The sequence below is a fragment of the Natronobiforma cellulositropha genome, from assembly GCF_025629245.1.
Taxonomy (GTDB): domain Archaea; phylum Halobacteriota; class Halobacteria; order Halobacteriales; family Natrialbaceae; genus Natronobiforma; species Natronobiforma cellulositropha.
The window spans coordinates 92,407-107,132 of sequence record NZ_JANZXN010000004.1 but is presented as its reverse complement, the minus strand read 5'-3'; the positions used below and the strand labels follow the sequence as shown (position 1 = coordinate 107,132).

General features: G+C 65.4%; 10 protein-coding genes. 5 read left to right on the top strand and 5 right to left on the bottom strand.

The window, feature by feature from the left end; all coding sequences use genetic code 11:
* Positions 1-2 precede the first annotated feature (2 nt).
* Together ppsA and N0B15_RS01195 are read right to left on the bottom strand one after the other, a co-directional pair.
* The gene (gene ppsA / locus N0B15_RS01200) at positions 3-2,363 is read right to left on the bottom strand and encodes a phosphoenolpyruvate synthase (RefSeq protein ID WP_263017461.1); all 2,361 of its coding nucleotides are present in this window, start codon (positions 2,361-2,363) and stop codon (positions 3-5) included.
* Between the two features lie 228 nt (positions 2,364-2,591).
* Positions 2,592-2,972, bottom strand: a complete 381-nt coding sequence (locus tag N0B15_RS01195) for a hypothetical protein (RefSeq protein ID WP_263017460.1) — start codon at positions 2,970-2,972, stop codon at positions 2,592-2,594.
* Between the two features lie 573 nt (positions 2,973-3,545).
* On the opposite strand from N0B15_RS01195, the gene N0B15_RS01190 reads away from it, so the two are divergent.
* Positions 3,546-4,538 carry a transposase gene (locus N0B15_RS01190; protein WP_263017459.1) on the top strand — a complete coding sequence of 331 codons (993 nt, stop codon included), beginning with the start codon at positions 3,546-3,548 and terminating at the stop codon, positions 4,536-4,538.
* A gap of 100 nt (positions 4,539-4,638) precedes the next feature.
* Here N0B15_RS01190 and N0B15_RS01185 read toward each other — a convergent pair whose 3' ends face one another.
* From N0B15_RS01185 to thiC, 3 genes are all read right to left on the bottom strand, one after another.
* Positions 4,639-5,538: a PhzF family phenazine biosynthesis protein gene (locus N0B15_RS01185; protein WP_263017457.1), complete on the bottom strand. Its 900-nt coding sequence runs from the start codon at positions 5,536-5,538 to the stop codon at positions 4,639-4,641.
* Positions 5,539-5,599: 61 nt separating this feature from the next.
* A complete protein-coding gene (locus N0B15_RS01180) occupies positions 5,600-5,980 on the bottom strand; it encodes a hypothetical protein (protein WP_263017456.1) in 381 nt (126 codons plus the stop codon).
* Positions 5,981-6,080: 100 nt separating this feature from the next.
* Positions 6,081-7,505 (bottom strand): phosphomethylpyrimidine synthase ThiC, encoded by a 1,425-nt coding sequence (gene thiC / locus N0B15_RS01175; protein ID WP_263005180.1) that lies wholly within the window; start codon positions 7,503-7,505, stop codon positions 6,081-6,083.
* Between the two features lie 189 nt (positions 7,506-7,694).
* Here thiC and N0B15_RS01170 point away from each other — a divergent pair, with 189 nt between their 5' ends.
* The 4 genes from N0B15_RS01170 (at position 7,695) to N0B15_RS01155 (ending at position 14,640) form a co-directional block, all read left to right on the top strand.
* The gene (locus tag N0B15_RS01170) at positions 7,695-8,570 is read left to right on the top strand and encodes a helix-hairpin-helix domain-containing protein (protein WP_263005179.1); all 876 of its coding nucleotides are present in this window, start codon (positions 7,695-7,697) and stop codon (positions 8,568-8,570) included.
* On the top strand, positions 8,567-11,185 hold the full coding sequence (locus tag N0B15_RS01165; protein ID WP_263005177.1) for a hypothetical protein: 2,619 nt from the start codon (positions 8,567-8,569) through the stop codon (positions 11,183-11,185). The genes N0B15_RS01170 and N0B15_RS01165 overlap by 4 nt, the downstream gene beginning before the upstream one ends.
* A 63-nt stretch (positions 11,186-11,248) precedes the next feature.
* Entirely contained in the window at positions 11,249-11,950 is a 702-nt protein-coding gene (locus N0B15_RS01160) for a phosphoribosyltransferase (RefSeq protein WP_263005176.1), read from the top strand.
* A gap of 137 nt (positions 11,951-12,087) precedes the next feature.
* Positions 12,088-14,640 carry a PAS domain S-box protein gene (locus N0B15_RS01155; protein ID WP_263005175.1) on the top strand — a complete coding sequence of 851 codons (2,553 nt, stop codon included), beginning with the start codon at positions 12,088-12,090 and terminating at the stop codon, positions 14,638-14,640.
* Positions 14,641-14,726: the final 86 nt, after the last annotated feature.

Genomic DNA, 14,726 nt, shown 5'->3' with positions numbered 1-14,726 from the left:
CCCTATCGGACCGACTCGAGTAACAGTTTCTGCTCGACCCGTTTGACCTCGTGTTGGACGTCGCGGACGGCGTCGATGTTCGCCGAGATGGAACTGACGCCAGCCTCGACGAGGAAGCGGACCATCTCGGGTTTCGAGCCCGCCTGTCCGCAGATGCTGGTGTCGACGTCGTGTTCGCGGCAGGTCGCGATCACGTCGCCGATCAGGCGCAGTACGGCGGGGTGGAGTTCGTCGAAGCGCCCGGCGACGTGTTCGTTGTTCCGGTCGACCGCCAGCGTGTACTGGGTGAGGTCGTTCGTCCCGAAGGAGGCGAAGTCGATGCCCGCCTCGATCAACTCCTCGACGACGAGTGCCGCGGCGGGCGTCTCGACCATCACGCCCCAGCGGCGCTTCTCGGGGTCGATACCCACCTCGCGGAACGCCGCCGTCGCCCGGTAGACGTCCTCGGCGTCGTTGACCAGCGGCAGCATGATCTCGACGTTGTCGTAGCCCATGTCGTAGACCTTTCGCAGGGCCTCGAGTTCGTAGGCGAACACCTCGGGTTTCTCGAGGCTGCGCCGGATGCCGCGGTAGCCGAGCATGGGGTTGTGTTCGACCGGTTCGTCCGCGCCGCCCTCGAGCTGGCGGAACTCGTCGGTCGGGGCGTCGAGGGTGCGCACGCGGACGGGCCGGGGGTAGAACTCGTCGGCGACCGCGCGGATGCCGTCGACGAGTTCCGAGACGTAGGCGTCCGCGCCGTGTTCGGCGACGAACGTCTCGGGGGTCTGCCCGAGCGAGAGGATCATGTGTTCGATGCGCAGCAGGCCGACGCCGTCGGCACCGGTCGCGGCCGCCCGCTGGGCCGCCTCGGGAATCGAGACGTTGACCTTGACCTCCGTCGCGGTCATCGGCTTGACCGGCGCTTGCGGGCGCACCTCTTCGACGGGCTTGCGCTGGTCACTGGGTGCGGTCTCGCCTTCGAGAACCGTCCCCATCTCGCCGTCGATGGTGATCGCCTGGCCGTCCTCGAGCACGCGCGTCGCGTTGGTCGTGCCGACGACGGCGGGGACGCCGAGTTCGCGGGAGACGATGGCGGCGTGGCTGGTCATCCCGCCTTCGTCGGTGACGATTCCCGAGGCGCGTTTCATCGCGGGCACCATGTCGGGCGTCGTCATCTCGGTGACGATCACGTCGCCTTCGCCGACCTTGTCGAGTTCGTCGAGTTTGGTCACGATCCGGGCCGCTCCACTCGCCTTGCCCGGACTCGAGCCCAGGCCGTCGACGAGCACGTCCGTCGTCTCGCGCTGGGCGCGTTCGACCGTCTGGACCCGGCCGCCGCCGCTCCCGCCGTCGGTCGCGTTCGCCCGCTGGTCCTCCCCTCTCGCCGTGACGCCCACGAGGCGCTCGGTCGGCTCGTCGCCCTCGTCGGCTCCCGGTGCGATGGTCGTGATCGGGCGAGACTGGAGCATGAAGTCCTCCTCGCCCACCATCGCCCACTCGACGTCCTGGGGCGTCCCGTAGTGGGCCTCGACGCGTTCGCCGAGGTCGACGAGGCGCTCGAGGTCCGCATCCGAGAGGACGCGTTCGTCCTGTTTCTCCGCGGGAACCTCGCGCTCGCCGGTCTCGCCGGTCTCCTCGTCTTTGACGCACATCAGCTTCTTCGTCGCCACCGTCACGTCGACGGTCCGGTCCCCGCGGTCGACGACGTAGTTGTCCGGTGAGACTGCACCCGAGACGACCGCCTCACCGAGACCCCAGGCGGCTTCGACGATGGTCGTCGCCTCGCCCGTCGAGGGGTGGCTCGTGAACATGACGCCCGACTTCTCGGCGTCGACCATCCGCTGGACGACGACGGCGATGTTGACCACGTCGTGGTCGAAGCCCTGCTCGGTCCGGTAGTAGATCGCCCGCTGGGTGAACAGCGAGGCCCAGCACGCACGCACCCGCTCGAGGAGCGTCTCGCTCCTCACGTTCAGGAAGGTCTCCTGCTGCCCGGCGAAGGAGGCGTCGGGTAAGTCCTCTGCGGTCGCCGACGAGCGGACGGCGACGAACGCCTCCTCGCCGTGGCTCGCGTCGATCTCGTGGTAGGCCTCGAGGATCTCCTCCTCGAGATCCGCCGGAAACGGCGTCTCGAGGATGAGTTCCTGCGCGCGTCTCGCCGCCGTCGCCAGCGCCGCCGAGTCGTCGACGTCGACGTCGACGGCCGCGAACAGCTCTTCGTCGATCCCCGCGCGCTCGATGAAGTCGCGATACGTGGGGGCGGTCACGACGAAGCCGGGTGGTACGGGAAGCCCCGCGCCGGTGAGTTCACCCAGGGATGCACCTTTGCCGCCGACGCTCTCTACGTCGGTGGCATCGATCTCTGCCAGCCAGCGTACTGCCATCTGTACTGGAGTGGACCACCGTCCGGACAATGAATGTTGTGAAGAAATCTGACAAATCACTACTTCGATCCGAGTGAATGTTTCGTCATTCGGCCGATCGTCGGCCCACCCTCGCCGGGTTCTCGCGCTCGCTCGTCGGTCACCGGCCTGCCCGCTGGTATAGTAACATTTCGACGGGTAGGCGGGTCCAGTTCGAATTAGCGAGACGCCCTCGAGTGATCGAGCCCATCACCGCTCTTCCCGATCGGCCGAGAGAAACGGATGGACGTAAGTCGCCCAGATGAACAAGACGAAGATCGTCGCGATGAGACCAGCCACTACGCCGATGAACTCGGGTGCTTCGTGTACGAAGATACGGATGTAGACGAGCCCAAGTAGTATTACGACACTAGATGCGATCCAGTTCGTGATACGCCTGCGAGCAGCGAGGTTCGAACCGAAAAAGAGGATACCCCAGAGGATGCCAGCGACGAGACCCTGGGCTGAGGGGATTTCGACCCAAAATGCACCGAGGGTTAGCGAACCCCAAAACGCGATGAGGAGAAATCCAACGAAACCCGGAAGACGAAAGCGTTCAGCAACGATGTCGAGTCGACGGTTGTAGGTCATTCGTGAATCCATTATCTAATAACCAATGGGCATTATTGAAACTTTTGTGTTGGAAGCAAACGGATCGGTCAGACAGCGAGAAGCGGTCAGAGGTAGCTGGAAAGCCTCTCGCTTAGACCGAGGCGGGCACTGGGCCAACTGTACGTATATCGGAGATCAGATATATCTGTGGTGTGCCGATGGAGCCGTTCTCCACGGGTTACGGTTGGGATGCACTGCCCCCAGCTACACGCGCTAGTGTCCCAGAGACCAATGGTGTAGTCGACCTGTCCCGTAGGTTCTGCATCGTGCAGTCGGTCGGCAATATGATCGCTGAGATTGATTCCGCAAATGACTGCCTTGGCGGCACCGGCAAGCAATTTCCAGGGCGTGTGGGCCTCGAGTTCGCTGTGTGCCGTGAGCTCACCAGCACTATCGTCGGCACTCAGCTCGATAATGTGCTCATCACGAAGGTCTTGTATCGCTTCACAGATCGCGTTTTGGAGTACGCCCGCAGTCACATCCGTTGGGTCGTTGAAGAGGGTGTCATAGAACAGTTAGCATACCAAAGAGCAGGGTGAACGCTGAGGTGGAATGAGTTCAGCGACCCTGCAAGATGAGCCTTGGATAGACGAGTTCTTTAATCTCGTGGCAGTCGAGACGCTTCCGCTCTTCGAATACCTCAGCTTTGACTTTCTCAGTGAGTATGACGTGTTCGCCCCCGCTCATCGGGGGAGAACACGAGACCATCACCCGCCAGAACTGTTCAGAGGCTTTCTTCACTGCTTCTACAGGGGAATCTACGGGCCTCGTCCTGTCACCCGAGAACTCCAGAATACGGCCGTTTGGCTCAGCTGTGGGTTCGATCGATCGCCGTCGAGAGACGCGGCCGATCGCTTCCTCACCGATCTCGGACTCGTCGTTGACGACGTGTTCAGCCGCCTCGTCGAGCAGGCCGCCGCTCGTGGCCTGCTCGACTCTACCTTCCGTATCGATTCAACCGATCTCGAAGCTCTCGCGTGGAACGGTGACGCGTCGTGGAACTACGATCTAACGGCCGAAGAATACTACTACGGATTCGGCCTCACGATCGCTTCGGCAGGGTCAAATATTCCGACCGCAGCGGAGTTTACGCAGGCGAAACAGGCCTCGAAGGAGACGGCGATGCGCGTCACGTGTGACGCGCTCGCCATCAAATGTCCGATCTGGATGCTTGGGGACAGTGCTTACGACATTCTCGACTGGCACGACTTCCTGCTGGAAGCAGGAGTCGTGCCGATCGCCCCGTACAACGCACGAAACACCACTGATCCGCTCGATATCGAATACCGCATCGAAGACCGAATTAACGAATTTCCCGAGGATGTAACGCTCAAGCGTTTGATCCTTAATGAGACGTACAAGCGTCGAACGCAAGTTGAGCGGACGTTTGGAGCGTGTTTAGACTGCGGCCTCGGGACGCTGCGCGCCCGAGGCCGCGTCCATGCGCGGGTACAAGCGTATCTTGGACTGTGTCTCCGAGTGATCGTCGCCATCACGAACTACGAACAAGGTGAAAATCCGGGCCGAACTAAGCTCGTGGCATGAGATGAATTGTATGACACCATCTAACAACTGCAACGATTCACACACTGATCGCCGCCCCATCTGGCGGCCGGGTGTGCACTGACTGGCAGTGGCTACTATCTCACACTTCGATGATGTCTTCCTCGTCTGCGTCGGGTACGACGAGCGTCCCCTCGAGCGTCGTCACCGCCGTCCCACCCACGGACACCCCGCCGGCGAGGCGGACGCGGACCTGGCCCGGCCGCTCGAGGAAGTGGCCCTGCTCGAGTCTGAACTCCTCGGGTGGGGTGTCGAACGCACCGTAGCGCTCGAGGTAGGCACAGACCGCGCCACTGGCGGTGCCGGTCACGGGGTCCTCGGGGACACCGGCACCGGGTGCGAAGAAGCGGCCGTGGAGCGTCGCGTCGGCGGCGAGCGTATCGAAGGTGAACAGGTAGAGGCCGGTCGCGTCGACCTCCGCACAGAGCGCCTCGACGGCGGCGGCCGACGGCGTTGCATCGCCGAGTTCCGAGAGGTAGGTGATCGGGACCACCAGTGCGGGCAGCCCAGTCGAGGCGACCGCGAGCGGCAGGTCCTGGCCGACGCTCTCGAGTGCGCCCTGCTCGACGCCGAGGGCGTCTGCGAGCCTGCTGTAGGCGAGGTCGGCCGGCCGGACGCTCGGGGCGTCCTGGTCCATCCAGACGGTGCCGTCGTCGTCGACGCGGGTCTCGAGGACGCCGACGTCCGTCTCGAGCGTCAGCCGCTCGCCCTCGAGCGCGCCCGACTCGTGGAGGTGTGCCACCGCGGCGACCGTCGCGTGCCCACAGAGGGGTACCTCCTGGGTCGGCGTGAAGTAGCGAATCCGGTAGTCAGCGCGCGGACTGGCCGTCAGGAAGGCGGTCTCGCTCACCGCGAGTTCGGATGCGATGGCCTGTTGCTGGTCGCCTGTGAGTCCGTCGGCGTCACACACCACTCCCGCGGGGTTCCCGGCGAACGGCTCGTCCGTGAACGCGTCGACCGTCCGGACGCGAATCGTCTCCATACGACTTCGCTCGAGCGGGCGGGCTATCAAGCCACCGCCGTCGGCCGACGCGTGTCCCCGCTCAGACGACCAGGAACGCGATCGGATAGACGATCAGGACGAGACCGCAGACCGCCCCCATTCCGATCTGGGCCCTGGTCGCCCGGCCGTCGAACCGGCCCGTCGCCGCGGCGTAGACGGTGAACGCGCCGAACGGGACGAGCACGAGCGGGAGGAACCGACTGTACGGCGGGAACGCGCCCGCCAGCGACGAGAGCACCAGCCCCAGCACCGCGAACGCGACCGCGAAGACGAGGTAGAAGATCCCGGCCTCGAAGGCGGGATTCGGCTCGCGCTCGTCGATCGTCGGCGGTTCGTACCACCGGACCGTGACCGCCGCCTGCCCGGCCGCACCGGCGAGCGAGACGGCGGCGACGACGAGCGTGGGTGTGACCTCGAGCATCGCCGTCCGGTTGTGTCTCGAGCGTCAAACCGGTTCGCATCGGCGTCGGGAGGAGGGCGTATCGGTCGACCGGGAGCGTGCGCCAGCGGGGACCGAGAATCTAGTCGTCGGAACTCGAGGCGGCCGGGTCGGCTCCGTCGTTCGCGGGGTGGGCGTCGTGGTGGGTGCCGACCGGCGGGAGGTTGACCTCGGCGGCGGCGGAGGTCTCGAGGTCGGTGTCGGCGACGAGGTGTTCGAGACTGTCGCCGTCTCTGGCGTCCTGGTCGATGCGCATCGAGCAGAAGTCGACGCCGCACATCGAGCAGAAGCGCGCCTCCTTGTAGTTGTCGCCGGGGAGCGTCTGGTCGTGGAACGAGCGGGCGCGTTCGGGGTCGAGCGCGAGGCGGAACTGCTCGGTCCAGTCGAAGGCGTAGCGCGCCTCCGAGAGGGCGTCGTCCCAGTCGCGCGCGCCGGGGAGACCGTTGGCCACGTCACCCGCGTGGGCGGCGATCCGGTAGGCAGCGAGTCCGTCGCGGACGTCCTGCTTTTCGGGCAGGCCGAGGTGCTCTTTGGGGGTGACGTAACAGAGCATGGCGGCACCCTCCTGGGCGGCGATGGCCGCGCCGATGGCGCTCGTGATGTGGTCGTAGCCGGGGGCGATGTCGGTGACGAGCGGGCCGAGGACGTAGAATGGCGCGCCGTCACAGACCTCCCGCTGGCGTTCGACGTTCTCGGCGATGCGGTCCATCGGGACGTGGCCGGGACCTTCGACCATCACCTGCGCGCCGCGCTCGGTGGCGATGCGGGTGAGTTCGCCCAGCGTGTCGAGTTCGGCGTACTGTGCCTCGTCGCAGGCGTCGGCGAGACAGCCTGGCCGCAGACTGTCGCCGAGGCTGAAGGTCACGTCGTGTTCGACGAAGACCTCACAGATCTCGTCGTAGACCTGAAAGAGCGGGTTCTGCTCGCCGTGGGTCTCCATCCACTTCGCGACGATCGACCCGCCCCGGGAGACGATGCCCGTCTTTCGCCCCTCCGTCAGCGGCAGGTGCTCGGCGAGGATGCCCGCGTGGATCGTCATGTAGTCGACGCCCTGCTCGGCCTGTTTCTCGATCACCTCGAGTAACAACTCGGGCGTCAACTCGTCCGGGCCGCCCGCGCGCTTGACCGCCTCGTAGATGGGGACGGTCCCGACGGGGATCGGTGAGTGTTCGACGTTCGCCTCGCGGATCCGGTCGAGGTCGCCACCGGTACCTAAGTCCATCACCGTGTCCGCGCCGTGGTGGACCGCCGTGTGGAGTTTCTCGAGTTCCTCCTCGAGGTCGCTCGTCGTCTCCGAGTTGCCGATGTTGGCGTTGACCTTCGTCGAGAACGCCTCGCCGATGATCATCGGGTCGAGCGAGTCGTGGTGGACGTTCGCCGGAATAACGGCGGTTCCGGCCGCGACGTGCTCGCGGACGAACTCGGGCTCACACCGTTCTCGCTGTGCGACGCGTTCCATCTCGGGTGTGATCGTCCCGTCTCGAGCGGCCTGTCGTTGCGTCGTCATCGTATAACTAGAGAATACAACTCAGTTATAACTCCACCGGATGTGCGCCCATCGAAACTTCACTCACCTGATGTATTATTACGATGGTGGCGAATTTGTGGTTATGGGGAATACCCATTGGTGGAAGATAGACATGTGTGTGATGAATTGTGAGAAACGGTGCCCGGTCGGTCAGGGGAGTGGTGTCTGATGACGTCACTCGAGGATCTCGACGGCGTCGGCCCGTCGCGGGCGACGCTGCTCCGGCGGTCGGGATTCGAGACGATCGACGATATCGGCCGCGCCTCGCGAACCGAGCTGACTGCCATCTCCGGTATCGGTGACGCGACGGCGCGTTCGATGATCGAATCGGCGGCCGAACTGATCTCTGAGACGCGTGAACTCTCCTACGAGGAGTCGAAGACGCGCGAGCGCCTGACCCGTCAGCGCTCGAGCGACGGCGACGCGGTCGTCGTCGAACGCGACCGGCTCGAGGAGGAGGAGATCGCTCGGCGCGAGGAGGAGGAGACCGCCCGACGCGAGGCAGAGGCGACGCGTCGCGAGACGGCGACATCGAGACGCTGTCGGCCCTCGTCGTCGGCCGCACTCGAGTCGGCCATCGACGAGGCGCGTGAACGCGCACGCCCGGTCTCGAGTGAGGCGGCTGGTGTCCGCGGGGCGTTGCTCCAGCGGGTTCTCGAAGCCGAGATCGACGAGGACGGCCGCGTCGGCTCGACGCCGCTCACCGGACACGATGTCGACGTGGACGTGACGGTCACGTTCAGGCCGAGCGAGTCGTTCGGTCCCTGGCTCAGGCGTGCCCTCGAGGAGGGGACACTCCCCGATGGCGTCGACGAGCGCGACCTCGAGCTCGTGAACCAACTCGAACCACACCTCCTCGAGTGGATCGACGCCGATCCGGAACACGCCGCACAGTTCGTCCTCGATCCGGCGTCGGCGCTCGCCGAGATCGCTCCCGAGAAGACGCGTCGGCTCCGTGCGATCCTGGCTGACGAGCAGGTCAGCGCTCAGCCGCCGGTCTCGATGCGTTCGCTGTCTGTTGCCGTCGAGGAGGGGCACCGATGACCTCGACGCACGGCTACGACGTGGTCGTCCAGATCGACGAACGCGAGTTCAACGACCAGGTCGCCCTCCAGTTCGCCACCGGCGGAGACGAGTTCGGGATGCCGCTACAGATCCGCGATACGGAAGCGATTTTCGCCCTCGAGATCGAGTTCAACTTCCTCTTCGACACGCCGTTCGTCGACTTCAGCGACGATCCGGCGACGACGCCCCTGCTCAGTAAGTACGACTGGGGCCAGCACGGCGTGGCCGGACTCGAGCCGGCGACCGACCGGACGGTGACGTTCTGTCTGCCGTTCAGTTCCTCGCTGATCGAGATCTCCGGACAGGTCGACGCACCGGACCTCGACGGCTGCTTTCTCATCCAGCAGGAGTTCGAGATCCGCGACGCCCCGGGGCAGGACGAGGCGCGCGAGGTCGTCCTCCCGATCGACGAGGACGTCGACGAGGTCGCCGTCGGCTTCACCGCCGAGTCAGCGGCCACCATCGACGCCGGTGACGGACTCCTCGGTGACGCAGATTCGATCAGCCAGGCGATGGCGATCACCGTCCGGGACGAACTCGAGGAGATCAGCGAGGAGATTCCGCTGACGCCACAGCCCCTCGAGTTGCAGCCGGTCGTCTCCGACCCCGACCACGAGTACGACGTCGCGACGCCGGTCGACCTCGACGCCCGTCTCATCAGGACCGACTCGAGCAACTGTCTGGCGTTCCTCATGGCGACCCATCCGGAGACGACCGGCAACCCGGACGCCTTCCAGACGAGCCAGACGACGGCGGCGAACCCCATCGTCGTCATGGTCGACGAGGAGACGGTCATCTCGCGGCTGCTCTGTTCGGAACTCGCCGAGGCGCTCGACGTCGATCCGGACGTGCTGGACTCGCCGTGTCGCTTCACCGGCTCTGCGCCGATTCCGGTCGACGACGTCGACGAGGTGGACGATCTCTCGCTCGAGTCGCTCGAGGTCCGGTTCGTCGACGGCCACATCGAGGTCACGGGGACTGCCGAGGGCAGTGGCAGCTACAAAAAAATCCCCTTCGACGTCGAGGCGGACATCCTCCTCGAGATCACCCTCGAGTTCGAAGATGGCGAGATCGTCGTGAACATCGAGGAGGACATCGACGTCGACGTCAAGCTGTCGACCTGGGCGTCGATTGCCGGTGCCGTCATCGGGGCCATCACGGGCGGTATCGCGGGGGCGATCACCGCGTTCGTCGTCATCAAACTCGTCGACGTCATCGGTGACCGGATGGCGAGCGGCTTCGTCGACGACTTTGTCGGCTCCGAACTCGCCGACGTCGACTCGCTGTCGATCCCGCTCGGTCCGCTCGCGGAGGTGTTCACCGTCGAGTCGGTCGAGATCACCCCCGATAGCCTGCTCCTCGCCGGAAACGCCGCCTACGACGAGTCGCTCCCGCTCGCCGCCTCCGGGATGGTCGGGCTCGCGCCGGGAAACGGCGTCGACCTCGACACGGGCACGGTCGACTCACTCGCCACTCCCGTCCAGTCGGGAATCGATCTCAGTTGGCGCGCCTCGGGCGACGGCGTTCGCGCCCACAACGGGGCGACGATCGTCCCCCTCGGGTGGACGTCCTTCGCCAACCTGACGCCGATCGACCTCGAGCAACTCGACTACCAGGGCGACGGGACGACGTTCGTCTCGGCCTCGGCGATTCCAAGCACGCCCTTCTCACCCTGGTCGCCAGGCTGGACCACGTTCGCCGTCAGAACCGCCGACCAGCGCTACGCGAAGTGTCGGGTACGTCGGGTCGGTGCCGTCCTCGAGTTGACGTTCGTCACCTACGAGCGGCCACAGCCCGGCGTCGAGGTCGACACCGTCGTCGAGATCACCGACCGCGAGGAGATCGACAGTGGTGTCGAGACCTGGACCGAGTTCGAGTGTCGCTCCTCCTACGGTCTCGGCGGTGGCCGGTTCGGCGGCGGACTCGTCCCCATCGAACACTCGGCGACCTACACCGTCGAGACCGTCGCCAGACGGATCACCGCCTCGCTCGAGAAGTCCCTGCTCGCCTACCCGCTCGAGACGGTCGAGTGGCGTCTCGACGGCACCGTCATCGAGGGCGAGGGCGTCCTCGACGTAGACGGCTACCCGATCTCGTACGACGTCGACGGCACCGAGTGTGAACTGACGACCGAACTCGGCACGCCGCTCGAGGCGGACCTCTGTGGGGCGGTCGTCGACGACCGCGGTCTCGCCCTCGCCGGGTGTGAGTGGTTCGATCTCGCGGGTACGCAGAAGAGCGGCGGCAAGCCACCGGCGACGGGCACGTCGATTCCGGGCTGTCTGGCCGGTCTCGACATCCTCCGGGAAGACCTCCGGCCGCTCCACCCCGACTTCTGGGACGGGCCGTTCCCGAAGCCACCCGTGCCGATCCCCGGACGGTTCCCCGACGTCGGTCCCGTCACGACTCCGATCGAACGGACTCCCGACCTCGAGCGCTTCGTCGAATCGGTCGTCACCGACCGGTTCGACCTGCCCGCGGAGGGTCTCGACCGTGACACCGCCCGCTTCGACGCCGATCCCATCCGGTCGGCGCTCGTTCGCGGGATGGATCTCGAACCCGAGACACTCCAGCGCGAGCCACTGCGTCGCTGACGGTCTCGCTGGCCGCTTTCGGTCTCACTTATACCGGTCGCTCACGAGTGCACACTCGAGAGCATGTCCGACCTACCGGAGGACTTCGACTGTACGATCACCAACTGGGAGTACATCTACGGGCTGTGTCGCGACGTCGCCACCGAGGTTCGCCGTGACTCGTTCGAACCCGACGTCGTCGTCGCGCTGGCGCGCGGTGGCTGGTTCGCCGGCCGGTGTCTCTGTGACTTTCTCGGTCTCGACGACCTGACCAGCCTCAAGATGGAACACTACGTCGGCACCGCCCAGAAGTCGGGTGAGCCGACGATCCGCTACCCGATGCCCGAGGGCAGTGTGAGAGACAAAGACGTCCTGATCATCGACGACATCGCCGACACCGGCGGCTCGATCGAGCGCGCCCACGAGTACGTCACCGACCGTGGCGCGCGCCGGGTCAGAACCGCCACCTTACAGCTCCTCCAGACCAGCGCGTTCGAACCCGACTACGTCGGCGAACGGCTCGAGGAGTGGACCTGGGTCGTCTACCCGTGGAACTTCATCGAGGACATGGTCGACCTCATCTCGAGTGCGATGGCGCGGGCCGACCAGGAGTCGTTCACCGTCGACGAGATCTGCCACGCGCTCACCGCCTCCCACGACATCCGCCGCATCGAGATGGAGATCGCCCAGCCAGGGCGCGTGCTCGAGGTGCTGACCGAGATGGAACGCCGTGGGCTGCTCGAGGCGACGCGAGACGACGAGTGGCGGCTCACGACCGGTGACTGAGCGCCGCTCCGTCGAGTGCGACTGGTGTCGGTTCCGCCCGATGCGTGCCCGGTCCGGCTGATACTCCGTTAGATACTACAGGTGCCGTTTGGGAACGATACCGGACAGTCTTCACCGTGGACGGGGTACGTTCGCACATGGCATTCGGTTGGGTGGCTGCCCTCGCGGCCGACGGTGTTTCGCTCGATGTCCGTGTGACTCCTGGGATCGGGAGCGGGCCGGCGGTACTGAACGCCGTTTTGCTGAGCGCCCTCGTTGGACTCGTCGCTCGAGTGGATTCGGGGAGCCCCCTCGACCGGCTGACGGAAGCGGTCGACCGACTCACAGCGGGCGAGTACGACGTGGACGTGCCGACGGATCGAACCGGCGAGGTGGGCCAGTTGGCCGAAGCGGTCGAGGAGTTGGCGGACGAATTGCAACACCGCGAGCGGGAACGACACCGGAGCGAACAGTGGTTCGAGGCCGTCTTCGACGACCCGAATATGCTCGTCGCGCTGATCGACCCGGACGGGACGTTACGACACGTCAACGAGACGGCTTTCGAGTACGTCGACGCCGACCGTGAGACCGTACTCGGCGACCCGTTCCCGGAGACGCCGTGGTGGAAGGACACACCGACGGAGGCGCTCGAGCGGTGGATCGACCGCGCCATCACGGGCGAGTACGTCGGGTACGAGGCTCACCTCGACGTTCCAGACGCGGGTCGCTTCTGGGTGGAGGGAACGTTCCGACCGGTGGTAGACGAGACGGGAGCGGTCGTCTCGATCGTCGTCTCCGCTCGAGACGTCACCGAACGCAGACGACGCGAACGCGAACTCCGCGAGACGAAACGGCGACTCGCGCTCGCACTCGAGGGATCGAATACGGGTGTCTGGGAGTGGGACCTGGCGTCCGACGAGGTCACCTGGAGCGAGTCGCTCGAGCGGCTGCTCGGACTCGAACCGGGCGCGTTCGAGGGGACGATCCAGGCGGTCGAACGGTACGTCCATCCGGACGACTGGCCACGCGTCGAGTCGGCGGTCGAACGGACCGTTGCGCACAGCGAGCCGTACAAGACGGAGTTCAGCCTCCGACACGCGGATGGAGGCTGGATCTGGGTCGAAGCCCGCGGCCGGCTGATCGCAGACGAGGGGGGCGACCGACGTATGATCGGCATTCTGAGCGACGTCACCGAACGAAAAATGCGTGAGCGAGAGGCCCGCGAACGCGAGCGGCAACTCCAGCGGTACAAAGCTTACACCGACGACGTTCTCGACGCCATCGACGACGTGTTCTACGTGATCGACGCCGAGGGGTTCCTCCAGCGCTGGAACCGGAGTCTGGCCGACGTGACGGGGTACTCGGACGCGGAGATCGCCGAGATGCACGCACTCGAGTTCTTCGACGAAGCGGAACAGCCCCACATCGTCGCTGCCATCGAGGAGGTGCTCGAGACCGGTGACGCTCGCGTCGAGTCGGCGGTCCTGACGGCCGACGGCGAACAGATTCCCTACGAGTTCGTCGCCGTTGCACTCGAGGACCTCGATGGAGAGACGGTGCTGACCGGTATCGGACGCGACATCAGTGAGCGCGTCGAGAAAGCACGCCAGCTCTCGCGGCTGATCAGCAACATCCCGGGGCTGGTCTATCGCGTCGACAACGCCCCCGGGTGGCCCACCACGTTCGTCAGCGAGGGTGTCGCCGATATCACGGGGTACGACTCGGCCGCGCTGGAGCGTGGAGAGGTGTCGTGGCACGATATCTACGCGGCGGACGTCGACTGGGACTGGATCTGGGAGACGGTACAGACTGCTCTCGAGCGACGCGAGCCGTTCCAGCTGATCTATCCGATCCAGACCGCCGACGGCGAGCGGCGCTGGGTCAGCGAACAGGGCCGAGGCGTCTACGCTGCGGACGGCTCGGTCGAGACCATCGAAGGCGTCATCATCGACGTCACCGACCAGCGCGAGTACGAGCAAGAACTCGAGGAGACTCGTCGCCTGCTCGAGCGGACGATTACGCGTCTCGAGGCCTCCAACGAGCGCCTCGAGGACTTCGCCTACGCTGCCTCTCACGACCTCCAGGAGCCGTTACGGATGGTCTCGAGTTTCCTCCGGCTCATCGAGGACCGGGAGGATGGGCTCTCCGAGGAGAGTCGGGAGTTTCTCGCGTTCGCCGTCGACGGTGCCGAACGGATGCGCGAGATGATCGAGAGCCTGCTCGCGTACTCGCGCATCGAGACGCGAGGAGAGCCGCTCGAGCCGGTCGATCTCGACGCCGTCTTCGCGGACGTCTGTGACGACCTCCACTTTCAACTCGAGGAGAGCGAGGCGCACCTCACGGCCGACTCGCTCCCAGTGGTCGAAGGTGACGGGAACCAGCTTCGACAGTTGTTCCAGAACCTGTTGAGCAACGCGGTCAAGTATTCCGGCGAGGTGCCACCACAGATCGAGGTCGAGACCGAACGCGTTGGAGACGAGTGGCTGATTACGGTTTCAGACGACGGCATCGGGATCGATTCCGGCAGTCAGGACCGGATCTTCGACGTCTTCGAACGGCTCCACACCCGTGAGGAGTTCGAGGGGACGGGCATCGGCCTGGCGCTGTGTGAACGCATCGTCGAGCGCCACGGCGGTGAGATCGAGGTCGACTCCGAACCCGGGCAGGGGACGACGTTCTCGTTTACGCTCCCTGCGGCCGCCGACTCCTAACGGTGTCGCTCGAGCCGGGACGGCCAGGTTGGGCGATGGCCGGGACGAACTCGGCGGGCACCGCGGTGTCGTGGCTCGTGGTGTCC

What these genes read in the sequence shown, in the direction of transcription:
- ppsA (WP_263017461.1), bottom strand. Translation starts at nt 2,363, where the DNA reads ATGGCAGTACGCTGGCTGGCAGAGATCGATGCCACCGACGTAGAGAGC.
- N0B15_RS01195 (WP_263017460.1), bottom strand. Translation starts at nt 2,972, where the DNA reads ATGACCTACAACCGTCGACTCGACATCGTTGCTGAACGCTTTCGTCTT.
- N0B15_RS01190 (WP_263017459.1), top strand. Translation starts at nt 3,546, where the DNA reads ATGAGTTCAGCGACCCTGCAAGATGAGCCTTGGATAGACGAGTTCTTT.
- N0B15_RS01185 (WP_263017457.1), bottom strand. Translation starts at nt 5,538, where the DNA reads ATGGAGACGATTCGCGTCCGGACGGTCGACGCGTTCACGGACGAGCCG.
- N0B15_RS01180 (WP_263017456.1), bottom strand. Translation starts at nt 5,980, where the DNA reads ATGCTCGAGGTCACACCCACGCTCGTCGTCGCCGCCGTCTCGCTCGCC.
- thiC (WP_263005180.1), bottom strand. Translation starts at nt 7,505, where the DNA reads ATGACGACGCAACGACAGGCCGCTCGAGACGGGACGATCACACCCGAG.
- N0B15_RS01170 (WP_263005179.1), top strand. Translation starts at nt 7,695, where the DNA reads ATGACGTCACTCGAGGATCTCGACGGCGTCGGCCCGTCGCGGGCGACG.
- N0B15_RS01165 (WP_263005177.1), top strand. Translation starts at nt 8,567, where the DNA reads ATGACCTCGACGCACGGCTACGACGTGGTCGTCCAGATCGACGAACGC.
- N0B15_RS01160 (WP_263005176.1), top strand. Translation starts at nt 11,249, where the DNA reads ATGTCCGACCTACCGGAGGACTTCGACTGTACGATCACCAACTGGGAG.
- N0B15_RS01155 (WP_263005175.1), top strand. Translation starts at nt 12,088, where the DNA reads ATGGCATTCGGTTGGGTGGCTGCCCTCGCGGCCGACGGTGTTTCGCTC.